Origin of the sequence: Nitrospirillum guaranorum, from assembly GCF_034653275.1 — a bacterium.
GTDB lineage: Bacteria > Pseudomonadota > Alphaproteobacteria > Azospirillales > Azospirillaceae > Nitrospirillum.
Map to the genome: position 1 here is coordinate 34574 of NZ_JAYEES010000002.1, position 26621 is coordinate 61194.

Below are 26621 nucleotides of genomic sequence, written 5' to 3' on the forward strand. Positions count from 1 at the left end.
TGCCTCCTGGTCGCGGGATCCCTACAGGGGCAGCACGCCGATGACGACGGCCACCACCGTCATCAGCAGCGTGGCGCCGAACAGGTAGGGGATGCTGAATTTCTGATGCTCCCCCAGGCCGATGCCGGTCAGCCCGATCACCAGGAAGGTGGCGGGCGTCAGGGGGCTGACGGGGAAGCCGGTGGTCATTTGGCCCAGCACGGCGGCCTGCGCCACGTGTACGGGCTGGCCGCCCAGGCTGCCGTGAACCGAGGCGATGACCGGCAGGATACCAAAGTAGAAGGAGTTGGGATCGAACAGCAGGCTGAGCGGCATGGACAGCACGCCCAGGATGACGGGGATGTGCCCCGCCATGCCGGACGGCATCACGGACACCGCCGCCCCCGCCATGGCCTTCAGCATGCCGCTGCCCTGCATTATGCCGGTGAAGGCGCCAGCGGCCAGCAGGATGCCGGCCATCATCAGCGCCGCCTTGGCGTGGGCATCCACCCGCCGGCGCTGTTCCGCCACGTCGGGGTAGTTCAGCATCAGGGCCGCCACCGTGCCCAGCATGAACATGACCACCGGATCCACCCAGCCGCCCACCATGACCGTCATGACGGCGACCGTCAGGGCCAGGTTCAGCCAGAACAGCCGGGGGCGGCGCAAGGCCCGTTCCTCCGCCGTCAGCGGCCGTTCGGCGGCCGGAATGGCCCCCGCGCCCGCCGGCGTCCCGGCCAGGGCCAGGCGGCGTTCCTCCCGCCGGCCCAGCCACCAGGCGGCGGCGAAGACGAAGGCCAGACCCGCCGCCTGCACCGGCAGCAGCGGCCGGAAGATGTCGGACACCGGCAGGTGCAGGGCGGCGGCGGCGCGAATCATGGGGCCCGTCCAGGGCAGGAAATTCACCCCCGCCGCCAGCGAGGTGACGCAGGCCAGGATGCGCCGGTCCATGCCCAGCCGGTCGAACAAGGGCAGCATGGCGGGAATGGTCACCAGGAAGGTCACCGCCCCCGACCCGTCCAGGTGGATCAGCAGGGCCAGGAAGGCGGCACCAATGGTGATGCGCCAGGGGCGGTGCCCCACCAGGCGCAGGATGCGGCTGATGATGGGGTCCAGCATACCGGCGTCGGTGACCACGCCGAAATAGAGGATGGCGAAGACGAACATGCCGGCCACCGGCGCGATGGCCTTGATGCCGTCCAGGATGAAGCGGCTGGTTTCCAGCCCGAAGCCGCCCAGCAAGGCCCCGGCGACGGGCACGGCGATCAGGGCCACCAGGGGTGACAGCCGGTTGCTGAGGATGGCCAGGAACAGAACGGTGACCGTGCCGAAACCCAGTACCGCGATCATGCCTCTCCCCCTTCTCCCGCGCCCGGTTCAGCCCGGACGTCGTGGCCTTGGCGCCTGATGGTTCGATGCTTAGGGTTAAGGACGAAGGCCCGATAAGGGAAATAGATTTGTTCTATGGTTGCGATAGTAAAGTTTAATGAATTCCTTGCCACGCCCGAGGCCGAGCGGCGGCGATAATCAAAATCTATCAATCGCATAAAGTTAATCTAATTCCTTCGTCCTTTCCGTCATGGCATTCCCGGAGACAGAACACGGGAACAGGCTGGGGAGGATGACCATGCGCGTGATGACCTGGACGGGGGCGGCGACCGGTGCGCTGCTGGCATGGGCCGCGACGGCCCATGCGGCCCAGGCGGCGACGCCGACCACGGACTGCGCCAGCCTGGGCGGCCGCACCCTGCCCGAGGCGCGCATCCTGTCGGCCGAGCCTGTCGCCGCCGGCCCCTACAAGGCGCCGGACGGCACCATCACCTTCCCCGATCTGCCCGCCTTCTGCCGCGTGGTGGCCATGGCCGAGACGGAAGTGAAGGTGGAGGTCTGGCTGCCCGAGACGGCCTGGAACGGCCGATTCCAGGGGGTGGGCAACGGCGGTTTCGCCGGCAACTTCAGCTACTACGCCATGGGCCCGGCCCTGCGCGCTGGCTATGCCGTGGCCGGTACGGACACGGGCCACGGCCCGGCGGAGGGCAAGCCCGGCGCCCGCCTGGACTGGATGCACGACCCCGTCCAGCTGGCAAACTGGGGCCACAACGCCATCCATCGCATGACGGTGGCGGCCAAGGCCATCGTCGCCGCCCGCTACGGCACGCCGGCGGCCAAGGCCTATTTCGAGGGCTGTTCCACCGGCGGTGCCCAGGCCATGACGGAGGCGGAGTATTTCCCCGGCGACTATGACGGCATCCATGCCGGCGCGCCGGGGATGAACTACACCCGCCTGATGATGAGCTTCCTGTGGAGTTCGCGGGCCACCTTGCTGGATCCGGCCAGCACCCTGCCGGCGGAAAAGCTGACCCTGCTGCACCAGGCGGTGCTGAACGCCTGCGATGCCGCCGATGGCGTCAAGGACGGGCTGATCGAGAATCCGCCAGCCTGCCGGTTCGACCCGACCGTGCTGCAATGCGCATCCGGCGCCACGGACACCACGGCCTGCCTGACGCCGCCGCAAGTGACGGCCGTGCGCGCGCTTTATGCCGGTCCGCGCAATCCGCGCACGGGCGAGGCGATTTATCCCGGCCTGGTGCCGGGCAGCGAATGGGGTTGGGATTTGCAGCAGGGCAAGCTGCTGGAGGCCTATGTCATCCCCCTGTTCCAGAACATGGTCTACGACAACCTGTCCTGGCGCTGGCAGGACTTCGATTTCGACCGCGACGTGACGCTGACGGACGACAAGGTCGGCGCCACCATCACCGCCGTGTCGCCGGACCTGTCGGCGTTCAAGGCGCGCGGCGGCAAGCTGATCATGAGCCAGGGCTGGGCCGACCAGTTGAACGCCCAGACCTATCCCATCCAGTATTACCAGGCCGTGGCGGGCACGTCCGACCCGGCCCAGGCGCGGGCGCGGCTGGGGGGATATTTCCGCCTATTCATGGCGCCGGGCATGGGACACTGCTACGGCGGCCCCGGACCAAACCGTTTCGATGCCGTAACGGCCTTGCGCGCGTGGGTGGAACAGGGCAAGGCGCCCGACTGGCTGGTCGCCGCCAAGCACGAGAAGGATTTGGACCCCACCTCCCCCGTGCTGCGCACACGACCCCTGTGCCCCTACCCCGCCGTCGCCCATTGGACCGGCAAGGGCTCCAGCGACCAGGCCGCGAACTTCACCTGCCAGTGAAGCCTCGGGCCCACATGTGACGCCTCAGGTCAGCATCATGCCGCGCGCGGCGGCGATGCGGTCGGCGATGTGCTCGCGCACGGCGGCGATGCGCCGGGTGTGGTGGCTGTCGGGATGGCTCAGCAGCCAGTAGGTGCGGGTGAACCGGATGTCCGGCAGCACCCGCACCAGTTCCGGAAAGCCCGCGGCCGCATAATCGTGCAGCACGCCGATGCCATGGCCGGACCGCACCGCCTCGATCTGCGCGACGACGCTGCCGCATTCGTAATGGCGGTCGGTGTGGCGGCCGACCTCCCCGGCGTAGTCCAGGGCCCGGCTGTAGGCGAAGTCCTCAACATGGGTGACGAACAGTCGCCCGGCCAGATCCGCCGTCGTGCGCAAGGGGCCGTGGCGGTCCAGATGCCGCTGGCTGGCGTAAAGGCTCAGGGAATAGTCCGTCAGCTTGCGCACCATCAGCCGGCCGTGGTCCGGCTGTTCCAGGGTGATGGCCAGATCCGCCTCGCGCCGGGAGAGGGAGAAGGTGCGCGGCAAGGGCACCAGCTGGATGGTCAGGCCGGGATGCCGCTCCGCCAGGGCGCCCAGTTCCCGCGCCAGGAAATAGGTGCCGATGCCGTCCGGCGCCCCCACCCGCACCGTGCCGGTCAGCCGGTCGGCGCTGCCGGACAGACCCGAGAGGATGGAGCCCGCCTGCAGCAGCTCGGATTCCATGCGCTCAGCAGCCGCCATCAGCGTCTCGCCCGCCGGTGTCAGGGTGCAGCCTTGGGGCCGCCGCTCCACCAACAGCACACCCAGGGCGGTTTCCAGCGCCGTCAGGTGGCGGGCCACCGTGGCGTGGTTCAGGCCCAGGCGCTGCCCGGCCCCCAGGATTTGCCCGGCGCGGGCGACGGCCAGGAAGACGCGGACCTGATCCCATTCCATCGGCAAATCCAGACTATAAAATCCGCACAACGAAGCCGCGACATTGCGCGTTGATGCGCAGTTCCTCAAGCCGGATAAGCGAAGGGCAAACCGGCGGAGGAGCCCCATGACCAAGTCCATCCCCCATCACATCGGCGGCCAGGTCCAGGCCGGCCGGTCCGGCCGCACGGCGCCGGTCCACAACCCGGCCACCGGCGAAGAGACGGGTCGCGTGGACCTCGCCTCCGCCGCCGAGGTGGCGGAGGCCGTGGCGGCGGCATCGGCCGCCTTCCCCGCCTGGGCCGCCACCCCGCCCCTGCGCCGCGCCCGCATCCTGAACCGCTTCCTGCGCATCCTGGAGGAGCGGGCGGACGAATTGGCCGCCATCATCGTGTCGGAACACGGCAAGGTGCATTCCGACGCGCTGGGCGAAATCCAGCGGGGCATGGAGGTGGTGGAGTTCGCCACGGCCGCCCCCACCCTGCTGAAGGGCGAGGTGACGGAGAACGTGGGCACCCGGGTGGACAGCCATTCCCTGCGCCAGGCCCTGGGCGTGGTCGCCGGCATCACCCCGTTCAACTTTCCGGCCATGGTGCCCATGTGGATGTTCCCGGTGGCGCTGGCCGCCGGCAACACCTTCATACTGAAGCCGTCGGAGCGGGACCCGTCGGCCGCCCTGGTCATCGCCCGGTGGCTGGAGGAAGCGGGCCTGCCCGCTGGCGTCTTCAACGTGGTGAACGGGGACAAGGTCGCGGTCGATGCCCTGCTGACCGCCCCCCAGGTGCAGGCCATCAGCTTCGTCGGCTCCACCCCCATCGCGCAGTACATCTATGAGACGGCCGCGCGCCACGGCAAGCGCTGCCAGGCCCTGGGCGGGGCCAAGAACCATATGGTCATCCTGCCCGACGCCGACCTGGACCAGGCGGTGGACGCCTTGATGGGCGCCGCCTACGGTTCGGCCGGTGAGCGCTGCATGGCCATTTCCGTCGCCGTGCCCGTGGGCCGGGCCACCGCCGACGCGCTGGTGGGCCGCCTGGCCGACCGGCTGCGCACCCTGAAGGTGGGGCCGGGCACCGACCCGCAGTCGGAAATGGGCCCCCTGGTCACCCGCCAGCACCTGGACAAGGTGCGCGGCTATATCGACGCCGGCGTCGCCGAGGGCGCCACGCTGGTGGTGGATGGCCGCGACATCCGCCTGCAGGGCTACGAGAACGGCTATTTCCTGGGCGGCACCTTGTTCGACCACGTGACGCCGGCCATGAGCATCTATCGGGAGGAGATCTTTGGGCCCGTCCTGTCGGTGCTGCGGGCGGACAGCTATGACCAGGCGGCCCAGTTGATCAACGACCACCCCTACGGCAACGGCACCGCCATCTTCACCCGCGACGGCGACGCCGCCCGCGAGTTCGCCCACCAGATCCAGGTGGGCATGGTGGGCATCAACGTGCCCATCCCCGTGCCCATGGCCTTCCATTCCTTCGGCGGCTGGAAGCAGTCGCTGTTCGGCGACCACCATATGCATGGGCCCGAGGGCATCCGCTTCTACACCCGGCTGAAGACCATCACCACCCGCTGGCCTACCGGCATTCGCGCGGGTGCTGAGTTCGTGATGCCGACGATGAAGTGAGGGGGGTGCTTATTGTTCGGCCAGGCTGAAGATGCGCTCCGCCGGCACCCATTTCTCCCCCAGCTTGGCCCAGGGCAAGGGGCGCTGAAAGGTATCCATCAGCGCCTCCCACGCCTGGACGTCCGCGTCGGCGGCGTCCGCTTCGGCTTTGGCCACCGGGTCATAATCGTCCGTCACCTCCACGATCATCGCCAGCCGGTCACCGCAGAGATGGATTTCCATCTCCAGGATGCCGGCCTGGCGGATGGCGCGCACCACGGCCGGTGGCACCTTCCCCGGCGCGTGCCACTGGCGATACCGCTCGATCAGCGTGGGATCGGACTTCAGGTCCAACATCAGGACATGGCGGCTCATCATTGTCTTTCTTGCGATAGTCACACCTTGACCGGTGCGAAGGACGGCGGCCGGTCGGCGGGGTCGGCACCGAAGCGGGGGTTGGGCTTGGGGCCCATCTGCAAGGTCAGGCGCCCACCTGCCGCCAGGCTGGCATGGCTGATCCAGCTCTTGGTATACGCCGCGCCATTCCAGGAGACGGACTGGATGTAGGGGCTGTCGGGCCCGTTGCCCGGCGCCTCCACCACCAGCCGGCGGCCCTGGCCCACGGCCAGCTCCGCCCGCCGGAACAGGGGCGAGCCGAAGACGTAGATGGGCGTCACGGGGTCGACGGCGTACAGGCCCAGCGCGCTTATCAGGTACCAGGCGCTCATCTGGCCGCAATCCTCATTGCCGGCCAGGCCGTCCGGCTGGTCCTGGTGCATGGTCCGCAACAGCATGCGCACCCGCGCCTGGGTCTTATAATGGGCGCCGGCGTAGGCGTAGAGATAAGCCACGTGGTGGCTGGGCTCATTGCCGTGGGCGTACTGGCCCACCAGGCCGGCGATGTCGGGCGGCGCGTCCGCCGGCATTTCCGAGCTGGTGGTGAACAGCTCATCCAGCTTGCGCTCGAACGCCTCCGGACCGCCGAACATCTCCATATAGCCGTAAAGGTCATGCTGGTTCAGGAAGGTGGCCTGCCAGGCGTTGCTTTCGGTGAAATCCCGCCACTTCTTCATGTGGCCCATGGCGCGGGGATCGAACGGCTCGATCCACTTGCCGACGCTGTCGCGGGCGCGCACGAAGGTCAGCGCCGGGTCGAAGACATGGCGGTAGTTGCGTGAGCGTTCGGCCAGGGCGCGGGCGTCGTCCCGGGCGCCGGCCCCCGCCGCCAGGTGGGCCAGGGCCCAGTCATCATAGGCGTACTCCAGCGTCTTGCTGACCGCCTCGTCCACCGTGTCGCTGGGGATGTAGCCCAGGCGGCGGTACTCCCCCATGCCCAGGGTCGTGTCCTCGAAGGCCCGCTTGCGGAACACGGGCCAGGCGGCCTTGTAGTCGATGCCCTTGAAGCCCTTGGCCTGCGCCTCCGCCAGCACGACGGCGGAATGCCAGCCGATCATGCAGCCCGTCTCCCGCCCCTGCAGCGGCCAGACGGGCGGGCCCGCCGGGCTTTCCACCGCCATGCGCACCAGCCCGTCCACCAGGTCGGGCACGCGGTCGGGCTGCACCAGGGTGAACAGGGGGTGCAGGGCGCGATAGGTGTCCCACAGCGAATAGGTGGAATAGGTGTGGCGCCCCGGCGGCATCTGGTGGATGGCGTCGTCCATGCCACGATAGCGCCCGTCCACGTCGCTGAACAAGGTGGGCGCCAGCAGGGCGTGATACAGGGCGGAATAGAAGATGCGGCGGTCTACATCGCTGTCGGCGTCGATACGGATGCGCGACAGTTCCGATTGCCAGGCGTCACGGGCGGCCCAGCGCACACGGTCGAAGTCCCAACCGGGGATATCGGCTTGCAGGTTGCGCAGCGCGCCGTCCTCGTCCACCGCCGACAGCCCGACCTTGACCAGCAGCGGCGCCTGGGCCGCATCCGGATAATGCAGCGCGCATTTCAGGTTCGTGCCGGCGGCCTGGTCGCCTGCCACCGGCTGGTCGTCGGAATACAGCTGACCCTTGGTGAAGGGGCGCGACAGCTTCAGGGCGAAGTGGATGTGGCGCCCGTCGGCCCACTGATGCACCCGCCGGCCACCCACCAGCGTGTCGTTGCCCACCAGCCGCAGGCTGGCGTCGGTCACCCGCGTGGGCACGCCGTGCTTGTCCTGCATGCCGTGGTGGAAGTCGATCAGCAAGTGCGCCCCGTCCCCGTTGGTTCCCGCGCCCGCCGGGAAGGTGTAGCGGTGCAGGCCCGCGCGGGCCGTGGCCGTCAGTTCGGCGGTAATGCCGCTGTCCTTCAGCCGCACGCGGTAATAGCCGGGGGTGGCCTGTTCATCGGCATGGTCGAAGCGGGCGCGATAGCCGCCTTGGGGATCCTCCAGGCTGCCCGGTTGCAGCACCACCGGACCGACCCTGGGCACCACCAGCACGTCCAGCATGTCGCCCACGCCCGTGCCACTGAGATGGGTATGGGAAAAGCCCATCAGGGTGCGGTCGTCCTGGTGGTAGCCGGAGCATGAATCCCAGCGGCCGTTGTCCGTGTCCGGGCTCAACTGCACCATGCCGAAGGGCACGGTGGCGCCGGGGTAGGTGTGGCCATGCCCGCCCGTCCCGATGAAGGGATCGACCCAGCGGGTGAGGTCCTCGCCCTCCCCCGCCCAGGCCGCCGCCACCGGCAACCCACTTCCGCCCAGTAAGGCCAGGCCGGCGGTGCCCCCCAGCAACGTCCGACGTGTCAGCATGATCTTCTCCTTCCCCATCGCGCCCTCGCCTCCTGGCGGGGCGCCCGCGGCGACGCCCTCCCCCAAAGGAGACGGCGGGCTTATTGCGTGGATCCCTATTCCTTGACCTGTCCCGGCAGGTCCCAAATCTGCGCCCGGCCGCCGGCCAGGCTGGTGTCCTGGACCGGATGCAGGTCGAAAACGACGACCTCGTTCATTCCGACCTTGAGGAAGCTTTCCGGCACGAACAGGGTGCGCTGTGGGCCCACCGACCAGTGGCGGCCGAGATTGTGGCCGTTGACCCAGGCGTAGCCTTTGCCCCAGCCGCGCATGTCCAGGAAGGTGTAGCCGGCTTCCTTGAGCTCGAACGTGCCCCGATGGAACGCGGGGCCGTCGCCCTGGCCAGCCTGGAACGCCAGGCCACCCAGGTCGTCCAGCGGCAGTCCCTCGTGGGTCCAGCCCTGCAAGGGCTGGCCATCCAGCGTCACCCCGCCGATGAGGCCCTTCTGGTCCCGGCCGATACGCTCGCCGTAATTGACGTGCCCCATGGTGTCGACCAGGATCTCCAGGCTGTCCCCCGCCTGGGCGGACAGGGCGATTTCCCGTTCGTTCAGGCGCCGGTCCAGCACGCCCACGCGGCGCCCGTTGACCGACACCACGGCGTAATCGCGCACCTCGCCGATGCGCAGGACGCCCTTGGCCGCCTTGGCGAACCGGTGGCGATAGCGCATGAGGCCATAGCTTTGGCCCAGCGATTCCAGCGTCCGGGGGGCGGGCGCCTCCACTGGCCGTCCGAACAGGGGCGTGACCGCCGCCGTCTCGGTCAGCCGGAAGCGGGGGATCTCCAGGGCCTTTTGCGGCGCCGGCAGGGGGGCGAACCGCTCCGCCGGCAGATAGCGCTTCATCACTTCCAGCACCGCGCTGAACTTCGGCGTGGGGCGTCCGGCCTCATCGAGCAGGGCGTCATAGTCGTAGCTGGAGATGTCGGGCTGATAGGTTTCGGTCTTGCGGTCGAAGTTGGCGCCGGCATCGAACCCGAACGACGTGCCGCCATGCGCCATGTAGAAACTGACCGAGATCTGGCGGTCCAGCATCCATTTCAGGCTGTCCAGCAAGGGCGGCGCCGGCATCGCGGCATGCACCTCGCCGAAATGATCGAACCATCCGCCCCAGAGTTCGGTGCAGATGCGCGGGCCGGACGGCTTGAACGCGGCGTAGCGCTTGAACTCTTCTTCCGCCTTGTCCGTCGTGCCGAAATTGATGCCGTTGATCAGCGATGGAAGGGCGCCCTTCTCGATGACCGCCGCGCCATCGACGGTGTAGAGCGGCCCGTCGAAGCCCGCCGACCGGATCTGGTCGCGCACCGCCTCCATATAGGCGCGGTCCTGCCCGAAGGAGCCGTATTCATTCTCCACCTGGGTCATCAGGACCGGCCCGCCCTTGTCGATCTCCAGGTGGGCGACCTCCTGGCCCAGCCGCTTCAGCCAGCGGCCGGACAGGTCCATATAGGTGGGATCCAGCGACCGCGCCTTGACGCTCTCATCGGGGAAAACCCAGGCCGGCAGCGCGCCGCCATCCCATTCCGCGCAGGCGTAGGGCCCGACCCGCAGCAGGACGTGCAGGCCCTCCTCCTGCGCCAGGGCTAGCCAGGCGGACAGGTCCAGGTTGCCGGTGAAGTCATACCGCCCCGGCGCCTTTTCATGGGCGTTCCAGAAGACATAAGCGCTGAGCGTGTTCAGCCCCAGGCTCTTCAGCTTGCGCAAACGGTCACGCCAGTCCGCACGGGCGATGCGGGGGTAGTGCAGTTCGCCGGCCAGGATCTGCAGGGGCTGGCCATCCAACAGGAAGTGGTCGCCCGCGGTGGTGAAGCGGCTGCTGCCGGCCCGCGCGGCGGTGAAGGGGACCATGGCGCCGGCGGTGAGACCGGCGGCGCCGGCCAGGAAGGTTCTGCGAGGAATCATGGCGGTCCGGTTCATGCGGGTGTGCGCAACAGCGCCGGCTTGCGGGCCAGCAGGTCGATCATCAATTCGCCGAACAGGGTGTTGGCCCAGGCGAACCAGGAACGGGTGAAATGGGTGGGGTCGTCCTGGTCGAAGGCCTCGTGCATGAAGCCGGTGCCGGCGTGCGTCGTCTTCAGCCAGGCCAGGCACTGGCGGATCTCCGCATCATCGTCGCTGGTCAGGGCGCGGACGATGATGGCCATGGGCCAAATCATGCGCAGGCCCTCATGCGGGCCGCCGATGCCCTCGGCCGCCTTGCCCTGGAAGAAATAGGGGTTGTCGGCGCTCCACACCCGCGCCCGGGTGCGGCGGTAGAGGGGATCGTCGGCGGCGCAGCAGCCCAGATAGGGCAGGCCCAGCAGGCTGGGCACGTTGGCATCGTCCATAAACAGGCGGTTGCCGAAGCCGTCGACCTCATAGGCCCAGATGTCCTGGCCGGTCGCGTCGGTCATGCGTCCATGGGCCCGCACCGCCATCTCCACCTCCGCCGCCAGGGTCAGCGCGTCCTGGGCCAGCGCCTCCTCCCCGCCCACCGCCCGCCACAGCGGCGCCAGAAGCCGAAGGGCCGTGACCGCGAACAGGTTGCCCGGGATGTTGAAGGCGTACAGGCAGGCGTCGTCCGAGGGGCGGAACATGGCGTGGATCAGGCCCACCTTGCGCGTGGGGAAGCCGTAGCCGTCCAGCGCCAGCGTCTCCGTCGGCGTTTCCGCCTTGCGCTGGAAGCGATAGGGGCCGGGGCCGTCCTTGCGCTGCTGCTGGCGCAGGGTGGCGACCACCAGGCGCATCGCCGCCCGCCATTCCTCATCGAACGGCGCCAGATCGCCGGTGGCCCGCCAATAGCCATGGGCCAGTCGGATGGGATAGCACAGGCTGTCGATTTCCCACTTCCGCTCCGCCACGCCGGGCTTCATGTCCGTCAGATCGCCCACCGCCCACTTGTTGGGCGTGGTGGCCTTGGGATCCGGTAGGAAGGCGTTGGCGTAGGGGTCGATCAGGATGCAGCGCGCCTGACGATGGATCAGGCCGTGGAACACCTGGCGCAGCACGGCATCGTTCTTGGCCAACGGCAGGTAGGGCCAGACCTGGGCGGAGCTGTCGCGCAGCCACAGGCATTCGATGTCGCCGGTGATGACGAAGCTGTCGGCCTTGCCGTCCAGCCGCCCCAGCTCCACCGTCGTGTCCAGGGTGTTGGGGAAGCAATTCTCGAACAGCCAGGCGAGATCCGGATCCGCAATGGCGGCCTTCACCCGCGCCAGTTCCCGCTCCACCGCCGGGCTGGACACCTTGCGCTGCGCCGGGGGCGGGCGCCGGCTGGCACGGGTCGTCGCACGGGCCGGCGCAGCCGGCAGGGTCCCGGCCAGAACGCCGCCCGCCAGACCCCACAACGTGTCACGACGGCTGATCATCAGACCTTCCTCATTTCGGCAAGACCTGGCGGCCCTGGATGTCCACCGTCTTCTCCACCCCTGCGGTGAAGTCCGGCTGGCCGCCACCGGCGAAGAGCTGATAGCGCCCGGCCTCCACCGCGCGATTGCCGGCGGCGTCCACGCCGCTGAGGTCACGGGGGTCCACCTGGAAGGTCACCCGCTTGCTCTCCCCCGGTTCCAGGTGCACCCGCTGGAACCCGGCCAGCAGGCGGCGTGGCGCCAGGGGGCCGGACGGCGGCGTGACGTACAGCTGCGCCACCTCCTCACCCGGATGGTCGCCCACGTTTCTGATGGTCACGCTGGCCGTCAGCGGCTGGCCGGCCGGCACCTGGGCAGCGGACAGGGACAGGTCTTCGTAGGTGTAGCGGGTGTAGCTGAGGCCGAAGCCGAAGGGGTACAGCGGCGTGCCCTCGAAATAACGGTAGGTGCGTCCGGCCATGGCATAGTCGACGAAAGGCGGCAGGTCGCGGACGGAGCGGTAGAAGGTCACCGGCAGGCGGCCGGACGGGTTGTTGCTGCCGGTCAGCGTCTCGGCCAGGGCTCGGCCGCCCCGCTCCCCGGGATACCAGGCGGCCAGCACCGCGTCGGCATGGTCCTGCGCCCAGGTCAGGGCCACGGCGCTGCCGGACATCAGCACCACCACCAGGGGCTTGCCGGTCGCGGCCAGGGCCTCCAGCAACTGGCGCTGCGGCAGGGGCAGTCCGATGTCGGTACGGTCGCCGCCGTCGAAGCCCGGCACGGCGATGCCCAGCTCCTCCCCCTCCACGTCCGGCGACAGGCCGACGAAGGCGATGATGGCGTCCGCGCCCTTGGTGGCGGCCACGGCTTCCGCCCGCTGCACCTCCGCCGGGGCCAGCCACATCAGGCGCACGCCCTGGTCCTGGCCGCTGTGCACCAGCTCCAAGCGCAGGCGGTGGGGGCTGCTGCCCTCGACATGCAGGGGCACCATCAGGTCGCCGTCCTTGCCCGTGCCGGGATCGTCCAGCACCAGCCGGCCGTCCAGGTACAGGCGCACGGGGTCATGGCCCTGGCAGTCGAAGCAACGGTCCACCCGCACCGCCAGGGTGTAGTCACCCGGCCCCGGCGGCACCAGCAGGCCGGTCCAGCGCACGGCGTAGCGGCGCGCGTCCATACCGGGGACCGGCGGCACCTTGTCCCAGTCGAAATCGACGGTGCGGTCGGTGCGGGTCAGGCGCGGTTCGCCGCTGAAATCCAGGCTGTCGAAATAGTCGCCGGTCAGGCCGGCCTCCGCCCCGCTGCCCGCCCCCGTCTTCAGCGCCGTCTCCGGCACAAGCACGGGCACGCCTTCCGCCAGGCTCGACCCCTGGGCGTAGCGGACGGTGCCAACGCCCGGGGCCATGCGCAGCGCCGCCAGGGGTGTGTAGGCCTGCACCGCGGTGCCGTGGTAGTTGGCCTCCAGCACGCCCAGCGCGTCGGCGTTGGGGCCGACCACGGCCAAGTTGGATCCGGGGGCCAACGGCAGCGCGTTGTTGCGGTTCTTCAGCAGCACGATGGACTTACGCGCCGCCTCCAGCGCCAGGGCGCGGGCGTTCACATCGTCGATGCGTTCCGCCCCGACGTCGGCGTAAGGGTCGGCGGCGGCGAAGGCGCCCAGCCGCGCGCGGGCGGCCATGACGCGCCGCGCCGCCTGGTCCAAGGCCCCCTCGGTCACCAGGTGCTGGCTGACGGCGGCGCCCAGGTCGGCATAGGCGTAGCGGCCGCCGCCACCACAGTTGAGGTCGGTGCCCGCCAGCAGCGCGGCGGCGGCCGAGCCGGCGTTACCGGCGCGGTAATGGTGGAAGCGGGTCATGTCGTCCACCGCGTCGCAGTCGGACACGACATAGCCCTTGAATCCCCAATCCCGCCGCAGCCGGCCGTTCAGCAGTTCCGGATCCGCGCACACCGGGGTGCCGTGCAGGGCGTTGTAGGCGCACATGACGGAGCCCACCTGCCCTTCCGTGACGGCGGCGCGGAAGGCCGGCAGGTAGGTCGCCTCAAGGTCATGCGGCGACACGTCCACGTCGAAGGCGTGGCGCCCGGCCTCCGGCCCGCTGTGCACGACGAAATGCTTGGCGGTGGCGATGGCCTTGGGATGGGCCGGATCCGGTCCCTGGATGCCTTGGATGAAGGCCACGGCCAGGCGGCCGGTCAGGTAGGGATCCTCACCATAGGTCTCCTGCCCCCGGCCCCAGCGCGGGTCGCGGAAGATGTTGATGTTGGGCGACCAGATGGTCAGGCCCTGGTAGCGGTCATGGTCGGCCTTGGGCCCGGCGGCGTTGTACTTGGCCCGCGCCTCGGTGGAAACGGCGTCACCCACCCGGCGCAGCAGGTCCGTGTCCCAGGTGGCGGCCAAGCCTATGGCCTGGGGAAAGACGGTGGCGTAGCCGGCTCGGGCGATGCCATGCAACCCTTCGTTCCACCATTCGTAGGCCGGCAGCCCCAGGCGCGGAATGGCCGGCGCGGCGCTCTGGATCTGGCCGATCTTCTCCGCCAGGGTCATGCGGTTGACCAGGGCGTCGGCATCGCCGGTTTGCGACCAGGCCCCGGCGGGCAACACCAGGGACAGCAGGGCCGCCCCCAGCGCAAGAACCCGCCTCACGACCGCGTCCCCTTGGTGGCGCCGGCCAGTGAGCGTACGGACAGGGCTTGGCGCAGGGCGGCGATGTCGGCCGCGCTGCGCACGGCCAGCGTCACCGTCTGGCCCGGCAGCAGGTCGATGGCGTTGTCCGACAGGGTGGCGTCCTGATCGCCGAACTCCATCCACACGCCCCGGGCCAGCCGCTGCGCCGTGACCGTCAGGGTGTAGCCGTCGGCGGCGGGGTGCAACTCGGCCGTCAGGCCCGGATCCGGCAGGGCCAGATCCACCGCGTCGGCGAAATAGACCAGTTCACGCGACACCGGCTGCCCGCCCTGCAGCAGTTCCACCACGGCCACCGTGCGCTTCGGATCCGCCCCCTTCAGCAGGGCGGCATCCTCGAAGGAGCCGACATCCATGCTGGACAGCGGCGCCAGGGTGACGGGCGTCGTGCGCTCCTGCCGGACGGTGCCGTCCATGTCCATCACCCGCAGGCGCCATTGCCCCGCCACCGGGGCGATCAGGTCCGACACCAGGTGGATGTCGGTCTTGCCGTTATGCCGCTGGGCCGCCGCCAGCAGCGGGGCGTAGAAGCGGCGGGCATGGAACTGCAGCGCCTTCCACCGGCCGAAGTAGTCGATGCTGGACCAGGAGGCGCCGGGCCAAACGTCGTTCAGCTGCCAGTACAGCGACCCCATGCTGTGGGGGCGGGAGGCGCGCAGATGTTCCGCCGCCATCTGGATGCCCTCCGCCTGCATCACTTGGCTGAGATAGACGAAGGCGGCGAAGTCCTTGGGCTCGCCATAGTATTTGCGGATGTAGAACAGCAGGCGGTCGTTGCCGTTGCCATTGGCGAATTTCTGGTGCGCCCGCATGACAGGCGAATTCGGGCTGGCCAAATCCTCGGCATTGGCGAAGGCGCGCACGGTCCGCATCACCGGGAATGATTGCAGGCCGTACTCGGACTGGAAACGCGGCGTGGTGTCCAGGTAATCCTCCAGCGGGGCGGAACCCGACCACACCTTCCAGTAATGCTTGTCGCCGTCGTCCATCTGGTCGGCGGGGCCATCGAAGTCGGTGCTGGGGGTGCTGGCCCAATAGGGCACGCCACCGGCGTACTTGGCCACCACGCCGCGCAGCACATCGCCGAACAGCACGGTCATGCCGGTGACGATGCGCTCCCGCTCCGCCGGCGCGATGCTGTCCTTGAACGTCTGGCGGTCGGGCCAGGATTCCCAGCCGGTCTGCACCTCGTTGTTGCCGCACCACAGGACGATGCTGGGGTGGTCGCGCAGACGCTTCACCTGGTCCACCGCCTCGGCCCGGCTGCTCTCGCGGAAGGCCACGTCATAGGGGGTGATGGCGCCGCCGAACATGAAGTCCTGCCACACCATGATGCCCATCTCGTCCGCCAGGTCGTAGAAGGCGTCGTCCTGGTAGTGGCCACCCCCCCACATGCGCAGCATGTTCATGTTGGCGTCGCGGGCGGATTGCAGCAGGGCGCGCGCGGTATCCGCCGGCACCCGGCTGGGGAAGCTGTCCATGGGGATGAGGTTGGCGCCCTTGGCGAAGACGGGGATGCCGTTCACCACGAACTCGAAGCTCTTGCCCCACTGGTCGGGCGCGCGGCGCAGTTCCACCTGGCGCAGGCCGGTGCGCCGCGCCGCGGTGGCCACGACGGCGGCGCCGTCGTTGATGGTCGCCTTGAAGGTGTAGAGGTCGGGCGCGCCGTAACCCACCGGATACCACAGGTGGGGATGGTCGATGCGCACCGGCAGGCTGACCTGGTTGGTCCCGGCGTCCAGCGCCACGTCCTGAGTGACGGCGGGCAGCGCCGTGCCATCCGGGGCGGTGGGGGTGACCGTCACGCGTACGGTTCCCGGCCGGTCGGCGGTGATCTCGAACTCCGCCCGCACCGACGCCGCCTCGGTCCCCACCTTCTGTTGATCGATGTGGAAATCGGCCAGGCGGGGGCCGTCCCAGGCCTCCAGCCGCACCGGCCGCCAGATACCCAGGGTGACGTAACGGGGACCCCAGTCCCAGCCATACTGGTAGTTGGCCTTGCGCACGTAGTTGGAGGTCTGCTTGCCCGCCGGCTCATCGCCGAAAGCGCTGTCGAACTCACCCGGCAGGGCATAGGGCTGCTTCAGCAGCCAGGGCTGCAGCTTGGCGATGGGGGAGTGCAGCGCCACCGACAGGGTGTTGGCGCCAGGGCGCAACGCCTGCTTCACCGGCACGCGCCAGCGGCGGAACATGTTGTCGGCCGACAGCAGCGGTTTGCCGTTCACGCTGACGTCGGCGAAGGTGTCCAGCCCCTCGAACACCAGGTCGACGTGGTCATGGCGCAGCGTCGCCTCATCCACCGCCAGGGTGGCGCGATAGTCCCAATCGGCCAGGCCAATCCATTGCAGGCCGGCCTCCGCGTCGCGATAGAACGGGTCGGCGATGCGGCCCAGGGCCAACAGGTCGGTTTGCACCGCGCCGGGCACCGTGGCCGCCCGCCAGTGCGTCTCTTCACCATGGGTTTTGGCGGCGGGATCCTGCGGCGCCAGGCGGAAGGTCCAGCCCTGGTCCAGGTCCCGCACCACGGGTGCCGCGTCAGCCAGGCCAGGCGCCATCAGCGCCAGGGCGAACGCCAGGGGCAAGGAACGGTTCAGGGCGCGCGGCATGGAAAATTTCCTCTGGTGCGGCATCAGCTTAGTCATGGTTCGGCCTGCAGGCTGACACTTCCGATGGCATATAGCGGACCATGGATAGACGCCGTGTACGTCAGGCATAGATCATGCTCCCCCGTCGCCACCGGCAAAGGGGCGGTCAGGGGGAACTGCACGGGCGCCTTGGCCGGCGACGGTAGCGGCACGGTGGCGGCCACCGGCCCGTCGCAACCGTCCACCCGCACCACCAGTTCGCCATTGGGCGTGGTCGCGGGATGGCTGCGGACCTTGACGGCGTCGTGGGCCAGGCCGTAGTTGCGCGGCAGGCGCGCGGCCTGAACCGTCAGCGCGGTGACGCCATTCAGCCGGGCCTTGGGATAGACCCAGCAGGCGTCGAACAGGTTGACGTTGAACACGGGGCCGCGGGTGGCCGCGTCCGGTGTCAGGGGAATGCGCAGGCCCATTTCGCCCTCGGGGCAGGCCGCCAGCTCCCCGCTCTGCCGCGTGCGCAGCGCCCCGGTGGAGAGGTCGTACCGGCGGGGGGCGGCCAGCATCTGGCCGGCCTCGCTGAACACGGCCGCGTTCAGGATGGCCGGCGGGGTCAGGCGCAGCGGCGCCTCGTACCGGGGGGACGCCGGGGTCGGCGCGCTGCCGTCGGTGGTGTAGCGGATGGTGCCGAAGCCGGCCTGGTTGGACAGGGCCACCGTGGCGGCGCCGGCGGCGAGGGCCGCGTTGGGCCCGCCCTCCACCGTGAAATCGACGGCGAAGGCGCTGTCGGCCGCGTCCACGCCCAGGTGGCGGTAGCGGGCCAGCTGCGCCGGCAGGCGCCCCAGGAAACCACGCCAGTCGCGCCGGTCCTTGGGCGACCACAGCCCCTCCGCCAGGGCATCGATGCGGGGATAGATGGCATGGGTCACATGCCACGGCGTCATCATGTATTCCGTCCAGAGATTGCCCTGGCCGCCTAGCACATGGCGTGCCTGCTCCGCATCCAGTTCCGCCGGCAGGGCGTCGTAGGCGTAGATATCCGCCAGGGTGACGATGGCCAGGCGGCCGGACGGCTCATCGTTCCGGCGACTTTGCAGGCTGTCCAGGTACAGCGTCGGCGCCGGCGACAGGATCACGTCGTGGTTCATGCGCGCGGCGTCCACGGCACCCTTGGTGCCGCGCCAGGACATGATGGTGGCCGTGGGCGGGATGCCGCCTTCCAAAATCTCGTCCCAGCCGATCATGCGCCGGCCGTGGGCCGCCAGATACTGGCCCACGCGCTCGATGAACCAGGTCTGCAGCGCGTTCTCATCCTTAAGGCCCAGGGCCCGCATGCGCGCCTGCACCTGGGGTGACGCCTTCCACTCATCCTTCAGCGCCTCATCCCCGCCGACGTGGATGTAGGTGGAAGGGAACAGCGCCATCACCTCGTCCAGCACGGTCTGGATGAAGGTGAAGCTGGCCTCATCGACGTTGAACAGATAGGGGTTCACGCCCCAGTCCACCGCCACCGGGGGCCGCGCGCCGGTGACGCCGATCTTGGGATAGGCCGCCATGACCGCCTGGCCGTGGCCGGGCATGTCGATCTCCGGCACGATGGTGACATGCCGGGCGGCGGCATAGGCCACCAGGTCGCGGATCTGGTCCTGGGTGTAAAAGCCGCCGTAGCGCTGGCTCGGAGAGTCGTTCCCGCCCGCGCCGGGCGGCGTGCGCCAGGCGCCCACCTTGGTCAGGTCAGGGTAATGCTTGATCTCCAGCCGCCAGCCCTGGTCGTCCGTCAGGTGCAGGTGCAGGCGGTTCAGCTTGTGCGCCGCCATCTGGTCGACCAGGCCCTTGACGCTGTCCAGGGGCTGGAAATGGCGGGCCACGTCCAGCATCAGGCCGCGCCAGGAAAAACGCGGCCAGTCCCGTATCTCCTGCGCCGCCACGGTAACCGGGCCCTGCCCATATCCCTCCGGGGTCAGCAGCTGGGCCAGGCTCATGGCGCCATAGAACAGGCCGGCCTCATCCCGTGCCGCGACGCGGATGCCCTGCGGCGTCACCGTCAGGGTGTAGCCTTCGGCCTGGGCCACCGGGGCGGCGGCATCCAGGGCCAGGGTGATGGCGGCAGCCCCGCCGTCCCGCACCTCCAAGGTCAGGCCCCGCACCCGCCCCACCATATCGGCCAGCAGCGTGGCCGCCTGGCGCGCCTGGGCGTCGCCAGCCGGCACGGCGATGCCGGCGCCGGCGTTTAGCATAAAGGCTCCTTGTCCTGTCTGGAACTCGGCCGGCACGGGAATGAGGGTGGGCGTCACTCCAGGGGACGGGGACACCGGACCCGACCCGGCGGCGGCACTGCCCGCCACCACCATCGCCACGGCCAAAGCCCCCAAAACGGCCCTAATTCCCATCCCCATCGGCCCCATCCCCATTAACCCAGTCCCCTCAGCCTCGTTTCTGCTTTCAGCGCTGCGCTTTGGGCAACTCGTCCCAGACCTTGGGATCTTCCGAGCCCAGGACCCAGGAGCAGAAGCCCTCCAGGCCGTATTCCTTCACCAGCGCGTACCGGTCATGGAAACTGCGGGCCTCGGGCATGAACACCCACTCACGCATCTGGTCGCGGTAGAAGTAGTAGAACGCCTCGTGCTCCACCGGATCCCACTGGATCTGCGCGCCGTACTGCTTGGCCAGCGGAATGGACTCGTCGGCGTCGAAATAGGCGCCGGCGATGTTGGACGCCTCGGTCCCGTCCGGCTTCACCGGATTGTCGGCGTACCAGCGGTAGCCGTAGAGCGGGATGCCCAGCGACAGCTTGTCCTTGGGGATGAACTGCAGCGCGTACTTCAGATGCTCCATCACCCACGGCATGCCGGCCACGGGGCCGGGCACGGTCCAGCGCGTGTGCTCGTCATAGGTCATCAGGCAGAACAGGTCGACCGCGTCGGCGATGGCCTTGTAGTCGAAGGCGCCGCGCCAGAATTCCCACATCCACTTGGAAAACGGCCCGCGGCCGGCATGTCCCGGGGCGTTGGGCACCACGGCGATGGACAGTTTCAGGCCGGCGCCGTGCAGGGCGGTCGCCGTCTGCTTGATCAGCAGGGTGAAGGCGTCGCGGTCGGTCCAGGCGATGTTCTCGAAATCGAACTGGTAGCCCACCAGGCCGTGCTCCTTGGCCTGCTGCACCAGCGACCCGATCATGGCCTTCTTGGCCGTCTCGTTCGTGATCAGCTCATGGAACTTCTGCTTGTCCACCGGCGAGACGATGGGCATGACCGGCACCTTGTTCTCGTGCGCCAGCTTCAGCACATAGGGGTTGGGCTGGCCATACAGCAGGCCGTTCTGGTCGACGCCGTACCAGGTGGGCACCAGCAGGTCGATCTTGTCGATGTGCTGCTCGAACGAGTTAATCGATTTCTGGGTTTCCATCATATAGAACAGCGCCGTTGGCGCCTTCCCCGTGGATGCCCCAGCGGCGAGCGCCACGGAAGAGGTGCAGGCCATGGCCATCATGGACAGGCCAACGGCCAGCGTTCCCAACAGTCGTTTCATGACATCTCCTTCAAGGCGGCTTTGGCGCCGCTCACTGCATCTCGATGCGGTAGACGTAGGCGGCGACGGCGCCCGCCGGCCGTTGGGGCAGGGTCAGGCGCAGACCGTCGGCGTCCTGGCGGAAGGTCAGCGTGCCGCCCCCGGCACCCAGCAGGGTCACGGCCTTCACCTTGTCCTCCGCCTTCAGGCTATGGATCACGGCCTCCCCCTCCGCCGGCCAGCCCAGTTCGATGGCATAGAGCGCCGCGCCCTTGGTGGTGAAGCGGAAGTCCTGGGCCGTGTAGGGCTTGGTCTTGGTTTCCTGGAAAGAGCCGCTGGCCACCTCGGTCGGGCCTTCACCGAACTGGCGCCAGGGCCGGGTGCCGTAGATGGCCTCGCCATTCACCGTCAGCCAGGCACCCATGGCCATCAGTGTGTCTTGCGCCCCCTGGGGAATGCTGCCATCGGCGCGGGGGCCGATGTTCAGCAGCAGGTTGCCGTTCTTGGACACCACGTCGGCCAGCAGATGGATCAACGCCTGCGGCGACTTGTAGGTGTCGTTCTCGACATAGCCCCAGCTGTCGTTGCTGATGGAGGTGCAGGTCTGCCACACGCGCGGCTGGATGCCCGGCAACTGGCCACGCTCGATGTCCAGCACGCCGGCGCCCTCGGGGAAGGCGCCGATCTTGTAGTTGACGATGGCGGATCCGCCCAGCTTGGCCTGGGCGTTGTAATAATAGGCCAGGAACTTGGGCAGCGTGCCGCGGAACGTCGGGTGGCCGATCCACCAGTCGAAATAGATCAGGTCGGGGTGGTAGAGGTCCACCAGCTCCGCCGAGCGGGCCAGCCAGTCGCTGAGCCATGCCTGCGACACCGGCGTGAAGTCGCCGAACACGTCGGCGTCGTCCGACCCTTTCTCCTTCACCCGCAGCTGGGCGGGGCCGTAGAAGTCGGCGTAGCGCGGATCGTTGACGTCGGAGGGGATCTTGCGCCCCTCATCGAAGAACCAGTCATGCTCCGCCCGGTGGGACGACAGGCCCAGGTGCAGGCCCTGCGCCCGAACCGCCCGCGCCAGGTCGCCGATCAGGTCGCGCTTCGGCCCCATGCGCACCGCCGACCAGTCGGACAGCTTGGTGTCGTACAGGGCGAAGCCGTCGTGGTGTTCCGCCACCGGTACCACGTACTGGGCACCGGCCGCCCGGAACAGGGCGGCCCAGGCGCGGGGATCGTACTTCTCCGCCTTGAACAGGGGGATGAAGTCCTTGTAGCCGAACTTGTCCTGCGGGCCGAAGGCCTTGATGTGGTGTTCGTATTCCTTGGTGCCCTTGGTGTACATGAGGCGCGAGTACCACTCGCTGCCGAAGGCGGGAACGGAATACAGGCCCCAATGGATGAAGACACCGAACTTGGCGTCCGCATACCATTGCGGCACCTGGTAGTTCTTCAGCGAGGCCCAGTCCGGCCGGAACGGCCCCTGCCCGTCCCCCTGCTCCACCTGCTTCAGCTCGGCGGCGACGTCGGACACATGCTTGGCGCCGCGCTTTTCCCACTGCAGGTCGATCTGCGCTGGCGACAGGGTGTCGGCGGTTGGGGCGGTGACGGGTGCCGAGGGCTGCTTGGCTGCCAGGGCCGCCCCTGCCGGAACGGATAGTGCCGTCGCCAGCAGGCACACCCGGATCAGGCGCCCCCCGGTCAAGCGTGAAGAGCGACGGATCATGGCTTGGCCTCCGGTTTGGACAGTTGAATCGAAACGGCGGGCAGTGGCGCTACCCGGCCGTAGGGGTGGATTTGCAACCGCCCTATTCTGCCAAATATATTCTTTAATTTAAAAAAGAATGGGCCGCCGCCAAAGCGCCAGGCGACGGCCCAGGGGAGGGAGGCTTACATCTTGTAGGACATGTTGATGGAATAAACGCTGCCGTTCTTATAGTAACCGATGGGGGCAGCCTTGGTATTATTGTACCAGTAGTACATCTCGTCCAGCAGATTGGACGCGTTCAGGGTGATCTGCATGTGCTCGTCGACGCTGTAGGTGGTCGAGAAGTCGAGCTGCATGTAGGAGTCGACCATGTTGCGCGAGTCCAGCCGGCCGATGCTGGTGAAGTACGGCGACCGCCAGCCCAGGCTGACGCGCGCCTGGATGGGCCCCTCTTCATAATAGGGGATGAAGTTGAAGGTGTGCCGTGACAGGTAGGGCATGTTGACGTTGGCGCTGCCCGTGTCGGCGATCGAGTAGGTGTAGTTGGTCTGCACGCCGAAGCCGTAGGCGATGTTCGTCTGGAACATCGCGGCGAAGCCCTTCACGTTGGCGTCGGAGTAGTTGACCGGCGTCGACACGCTGTAGGTCGCCGTGCCGCCGTGGGTGTTGTCCTGCAACACCATGTCAGTCGCCGTGTTGACGATGTAGGATGAAATCTGCCGGAAGAAGAACTCACCCGACACCAACGAGTCCTTGTTGAAGTACCACTCGGCCGAAACGTCGTAATTGTTGGACTCGTAAGGCTTCAGGTTCGGATTGCCGCCGCTGGCGGTGTGCTGCGTGTCATCCTTGGAGAAGGCGCCGGCCATGTCGGCGTAGCGGGGGCGGGCGATGACTTTCGCCGCGCCGAAACGAACGATGACGTCATCCGCCACGTCGTAAGCGAAGTTGAAGGTCGGCAGGAAGCGGCCGTATCGGCTGGTCTGGGTCACGCCGTACGGGTCGCTGGCCCCGTTGTCGTACTCCCAGTACTTGATATCGTCGGAGGTGTGCACATAGCGCACGCCGACGTTGCCGCGGTACTTATCGCCGGCGAAGTTGACCTGGGTGTAGGCGGCGCTGTTCTGCTCGGTGACCTTATATTCGGAACCGAAGTCCCGATAGTAGGTGGTGTTCAACGACTTCAGGTAGTTGATCACCGAGTCCTGGCTGATGGTGTAGAAGTTCAGCCAGTCGCCCGAGGCGTTCAGGCCATCGAACAGGCCGTTGGGCACCTGGGACGCCCCCAGCGAGGACAGCGTGACCTTGCCGTTGGAATAGGTGCGGCTGCCATAGGCGCGGACCGTGTTCATGTGGTCGGTGTACTTGACGCCGGCCTGCACGCTGGTGATGGGGCCCCAGTTGATGTCGTGGGTCACGTCCATCTGGCCGTAGGCCTCGGAGTCCGCGTTCAGCTGGGCGGCGATGCCGCCGACCTGGCTGCCTGCCGCGTTGGTGGACATGTTCTCCACCGACGGCGAGCCGTTGGCGTAGGTCACGGTGGTGTGGGTGCCGTCGTAGGCGAAGGTGTAGGGCGCCGACGAATAGAACGACAGCAGGTATTCCGGGTCCTTGCCGCCGAAGGCGCGGGTGTAACCGACGTCGGTATAGACCTTCCAATCCTTGGTCGGCGTCCAGGTGCCGGCCAGGTTCACGCGGGCGGTCTGCACCGTGGTCTTGCGGTAGTTGGTATCCAGCTCGGTATAGGCGCCGTCGCCCAGTGTGGCGCTGGTGATCAGGCCGTTGTTCAGGGTCACTGCCTGGAACAGGTTGGTGCTGGCCGCCGGATAGATGAAGCGCGCCTGGCTGTAGTTGTTGTAGACGCCGTGGATGAACAGGCCTGACAGGTTCAGGTCGATGGTGTCCGTCGGCTGGAACTGGATGGCGCCCTGTAGGCCCTCACGTTCACGCGTCTGCTTGAAATAGTCGGAGTTGATGCCGGCCGGGAAGGTCGAATTGGCCAGGGTGCCGCTGCCCGAAACCGTGGGGTTGGAGGTGATGGTGTCGCCCTTCTGGTAGCCGAAGAACTCGATACCGGCGCGCGACAGGTCCTGCTTGTCATAGGTGCCGGCAACCATCACACCGAAGGTGCTGGCCGGGTTCTTCCAGCTGTACAGCAGCGAGCCGCGGGGATTCCCCAGCTCCGACCGCGTGTTGTAGGAATAGCCGACCGAACCGCGCAGGGTGTTGGCGTCCAGGTCCAGCGGCTTGCGGGTGTGGATGATGACCGTGCCGCCCAGGCTGCCTTCGTCGATGCGGGCTTCCGTCGACTTGTACACCTCGGCCTGGTCGATGATTTCCGGCGACAGCAGGCTGTAGTTGAAGGTGCGGCTGTTCGGGTCGTTGGGATTGCCGCCCCAGTCGGCCGAGCCGATGGTCTGGCCGTCGACCAGGATGCGGTTCAGCGCCGGGTCGGTGCCCAGGATGCTGATCTTCTCGCCTTCGCCGAACTGGTGGTCGACGCTGATGCCGGGCAGGTGCGACAGGGATTCCGCCACGTTGGTGTCGGGGAACTTGCCCACGCCCTCAGCCGAAATGACGTCGACGATAGCATTCGCCTCGCGCTTCACCTCGATGGAGCGCTCCAAACTCTTGCGGATACTTGTGACGACAATCTCTTGCAGTTCGTCGTCAGCATTGGCATCCGCCGCGTACGCCCGGACGGGTATGAACGATGTCGCCCCCATGCCCATCAGCATGGTGGTAACCAAGGCATACTTCTTAATTCCCATGATGTGGTTTCCCCTGCTGCGCTTTATTTTTCTGAGCTCTGCCGATGTCTTTGATTTCGATCCGAACCGTATCGGCATTACTGAGTCGGTGTTAGCGGTAACCAAAGTGCCGCAGAGCCCCGCGCTCGTCAATTTTTTTTTAATTTGCTTTCATAATTCCCCTTTTGCCCTGATGATGGGGGCAACGGGCGATGGCGGAAGTGAGGAATACCAGCAGGATACGGGCCGGCCGGCCCATCCGGTCCGAGGGGGCGGAGACAACGCCCCCGACGTCGACCCCCCCACCCGTTCCATTCACGATCACGGACAAGGATGGCGCCCATGGCCCCTGTGAAACCGTCCCCCTCCCCCCATCAGAACCGCGCGTCCATGGTCGTCATCGGGGTTCTTTTCTTCATCTTCGGCTTCGTCACCTGGTTGAACGGACCGCTGATCACGTTCGTGAAGCTGGCGTTCACGCTGGACGACGTGAACGCCTTCCTGATTCCCATGGTCTTCTACCTGTCCTACCTGTTCCTTTCCCTGCCGTCCTCCTGGGTGCTGCGGCGGACGGGCATGAAGAAGGGGATGGGGGCCGGGCTGTTCGTCATGGCCGTCGGCGCCGCGCTTTTCGGCGAATGCGCCACGATTCGGGTCTATCCCGGCGCGCTGGCCGGGCTGTTCGTCATCGGCGCCGGCCTGTCGCTGCTGCAGACGGCGGCCAATCCCTACATCAGCATCCTGGGTCCCATCGACAGCGCCGCCCAGCGCATCGCCGTCATGGGCATCTGCAACAAGGTGGCGGGCATGCTGGCGCCGGTGGCCATCGGCGCGCTGGTGCTGAGCGGCATCGACACCCTGGATCAGCAGGTCAAGGCCGCCCCCACGCCCGAGGCGCGGGAAGCGCTGCTGTCCGCCTTCGCCGCCAAGATTCATCTGCCCTACCTGGCCATGGCGGCGTTGCTGGCCCTGCTGGCCGTCTGGGTCGTCCGTTCCTCCCTGCCGGAAATCTCGGCCGACTCCAATGCTGGCGATGAGGCGCGGGATGGCGACACCCCGCCCTTGAGCCGCATTCCCCATCTGTGGCTGGGCGTGCTGTGCCTGTTCCTATATGTCGGGGTGGAGGTCATGGCCGGTGACGCCATCGGCACCTACGGTCACGGCTTCGACCTGCCGTTGGACGAAACCAAGTTCTTCACCTCCTTCACCCTGGCCGCCATGCTGGCGGGCTACCTGGGCGGCCTGGTGCTGATTCCCCGCGTGCTGTCGCAGGAGCGTTATCTGGCCCTCTCCGCGGCTTTGGGCGTGGTGCTGACCCTCGCGGCCTATGCCACCCATGGCTACGCCTCCGTCGCCTGCGTGGCGGCGCTGGGCTTCGCCAACGCCATGATGTGGCCCGCCATCTTCCCCCTGGGCATACGCGGCCTGGGCCGGCACACGGAGATCGGCTCCGCCTTCATGGTCATGGGCATCGCCGGCGGCGCCGTCCTGCCCCAGCTGTTCGTGCAGCTGAAACAGCATTTCCCCTTCCAGGCCGTCTTCCTGGCGCTGATGGCGCCGGCCTATCTCTACATCTTGTTCTTCGCCCTCTACGGCCATCGCGTCGGCCGCAAGGCGCCCGTCCCCTCCCTCGCCTGATCCTTATCGCTT

Annotated in this window: 16 protein-coding genes; 4 read left to right on the forward strand and 12 right to left on the reverse strand. The window is 67.8% G+C overall.

Features of this window, described 5'->3' with window-relative positions; all coding sequences use genetic code 11:
* Positions 1–21 precede the first annotated feature (21 nt).
* Positions 22–1329, reverse strand: coding sequence for a CitMHS family transporter (locus UAJ10_RS06260; protein ID WP_322914522.1), 1308 nt, complete (start codon positions 1327–1329; stop codon positions 22–24).
* A gap of 277 nt (positions 1330–1606) precedes the next feature.
* Between UAJ10_RS06260 and UAJ10_RS06265 the strand changes: the two genes are divergently transcribed.
* A complete protein-coding gene (locus tag UAJ10_RS06265) occupies positions 1607–3160 on the forward strand; it encodes a tannase/feruloyl esterase family alpha/beta hydrolase (RefSeq protein WP_322914523.1) in 1554 nt (517 codons plus the stop codon).
* A gap of 24 nt (positions 3161–3184) precedes the next feature.
* Here UAJ10_RS06265 and UAJ10_RS06270 read toward each other — a convergent pair whose 3' ends face one another.
* On the reverse strand, positions 3185–4078 hold the full coding sequence (locus UAJ10_RS06270; protein WP_322914524.1) for a LysR family transcriptional regulator: 894 nt from the start codon (positions 4076–4078) through the stop codon (positions 3185–3187).
* Between the two features lie 106 nt (positions 4079–4184).
* Here UAJ10_RS06270 and UAJ10_RS06275 point away from each other — a divergent pair, with 106 nt between their 5' ends.
* A complete protein-coding gene (locus UAJ10_RS06275) occupies positions 4185–5684 on the forward strand; it encodes a CoA-acylating methylmalonate-semialdehyde dehydrogenase (protein ID WP_322914525.1) in 1500 nt (499 codons plus the stop codon).
* 9 nt (positions 5685–5693) lie between these two features.
* Here the strand turns inward: UAJ10_RS06275 and UAJ10_RS06280 are convergent, their stop codons facing one another.
* From UAJ10_RS06280 to UAJ10_RS06325, 10 genes are all read right to left on the reverse strand, one after another.
* The gene (locus UAJ10_RS06280) at positions 5694–6038 is read right to left on the reverse strand and encodes an L-rhamnose mutarotase (RefSeq protein ID WP_322914526.1); all 345 of its coding nucleotides are present in this window, start codon (positions 6036–6038) and stop codon (positions 5694–5696) included.
* A 20-nt stretch (positions 6039–6058) separates the two neighbouring features.
* Positions 6059–8392: a GH92 family glycosyl hydrolase gene (locus tag UAJ10_RS06285; protein WP_322914527.1), complete on the reverse strand. Its 2334-nt coding sequence runs from the start codon at positions 8390–8392 to the stop codon at positions 6059–6061.
* Positions 8393–8487: 95 nt separating this feature from the next.
* Positions 8488–10332, reverse strand: a complete 1845-nt coding sequence (locus UAJ10_RS06290; protein ID WP_322914528.1) for a glycoside hydrolase family 35 protein — start codon at positions 10330–10332, stop codon at positions 8488–8490.
* 11 nt (positions 10333–10343) lie between these two features.
* On the reverse strand, positions 10344–11777 hold the full coding sequence (locus tag UAJ10_RS06295) for a glycoside hydrolase family 125 protein (protein WP_322914529.1): 1434 nt from the start codon (positions 11775–11777) through the stop codon (positions 10344–10346).
* A gap of 10 nt (positions 11778–11787) precedes the next feature.
* The gene (locus UAJ10_RS06300) at positions 11788–14397 is read right to left on the reverse strand and encodes a glycoside hydrolase family 3 protein (protein ID WP_322914530.1); all 2610 of its coding nucleotides are present in this window, start codon (positions 14395–14397) and stop codon (positions 11788–11790) included.
* Entirely contained in the window at positions 14394–17042 is a 2649-nt protein-coding gene (locus UAJ10_RS06305; RefSeq protein ID WP_322914531.1) for a beta-mannosidase, read from the reverse strand. The genes UAJ10_RS06300 and UAJ10_RS06305 overlap by 4 nt, the downstream gene beginning before the upstream one ends.
* 32 nt (positions 17043–17074) lie before the next feature.
* Positions 17075–19426, reverse strand: coding sequence for a family 20 glycosylhydrolase (locus UAJ10_RS06310; protein WP_322914532.1), 2352 nt, complete (start codon positions 19424–19426; stop codon positions 17075–17077).
* Between the two features lie 31 nt (positions 19427–19457).
* On the reverse strand, positions 19458–20543 hold the full coding sequence (locus tag UAJ10_RS06315; RefSeq protein ID WP_322914533.1) for a glycosyl hydrolase family 18 protein: 1086 nt from the start codon (positions 20541–20543) through the stop codon (positions 19458–19460).
* A gap of 31 nt (positions 20544–20574) precedes the next feature.
* Positions 20575–22239, reverse strand: coding sequence for an alpha-L-fucosidase (locus tag UAJ10_RS06320; protein ID WP_322914534.1), 1665 nt, complete (start codon positions 22237–22239; stop codon positions 20575–20577).
* Between the two features lie 164 nt (positions 22240–22403).
* The gene (locus UAJ10_RS06325; protein ID WP_322914535.1) at positions 22404–24971 is read right to left on the reverse strand and encodes a TonB-dependent receptor; all 2568 of its coding nucleotides are present in this window, start codon (positions 24969–24971) and stop codon (positions 22404–22406) included.
* Between UAJ10_RS06325 and UAJ10_RS06330 the strand changes: the two genes are divergently transcribed.
* Positions 24946–25326, forward strand: coding sequence for a hypothetical protein (locus UAJ10_RS06330; protein ID WP_322914536.1), 381 nt, complete (start codon positions 24946–24948; stop codon positions 25324–25326). The genes UAJ10_RS06325 and UAJ10_RS06330 overlap by 26 nt on opposite strands.
* Complete coding sequence (locus UAJ10_RS06335; RefSeq protein ID WP_322914537.1) at positions 25314–26609, forward strand: sugar MFS transporter; 1296 nt, start codon at positions 25314–25316, stop codon at positions 26607–26609. The genes UAJ10_RS06330 and UAJ10_RS06335 overlap by 13 nt, the downstream gene beginning before the upstream one ends.
* Positions 26610–26621: the final 12 nt, after the last annotated feature.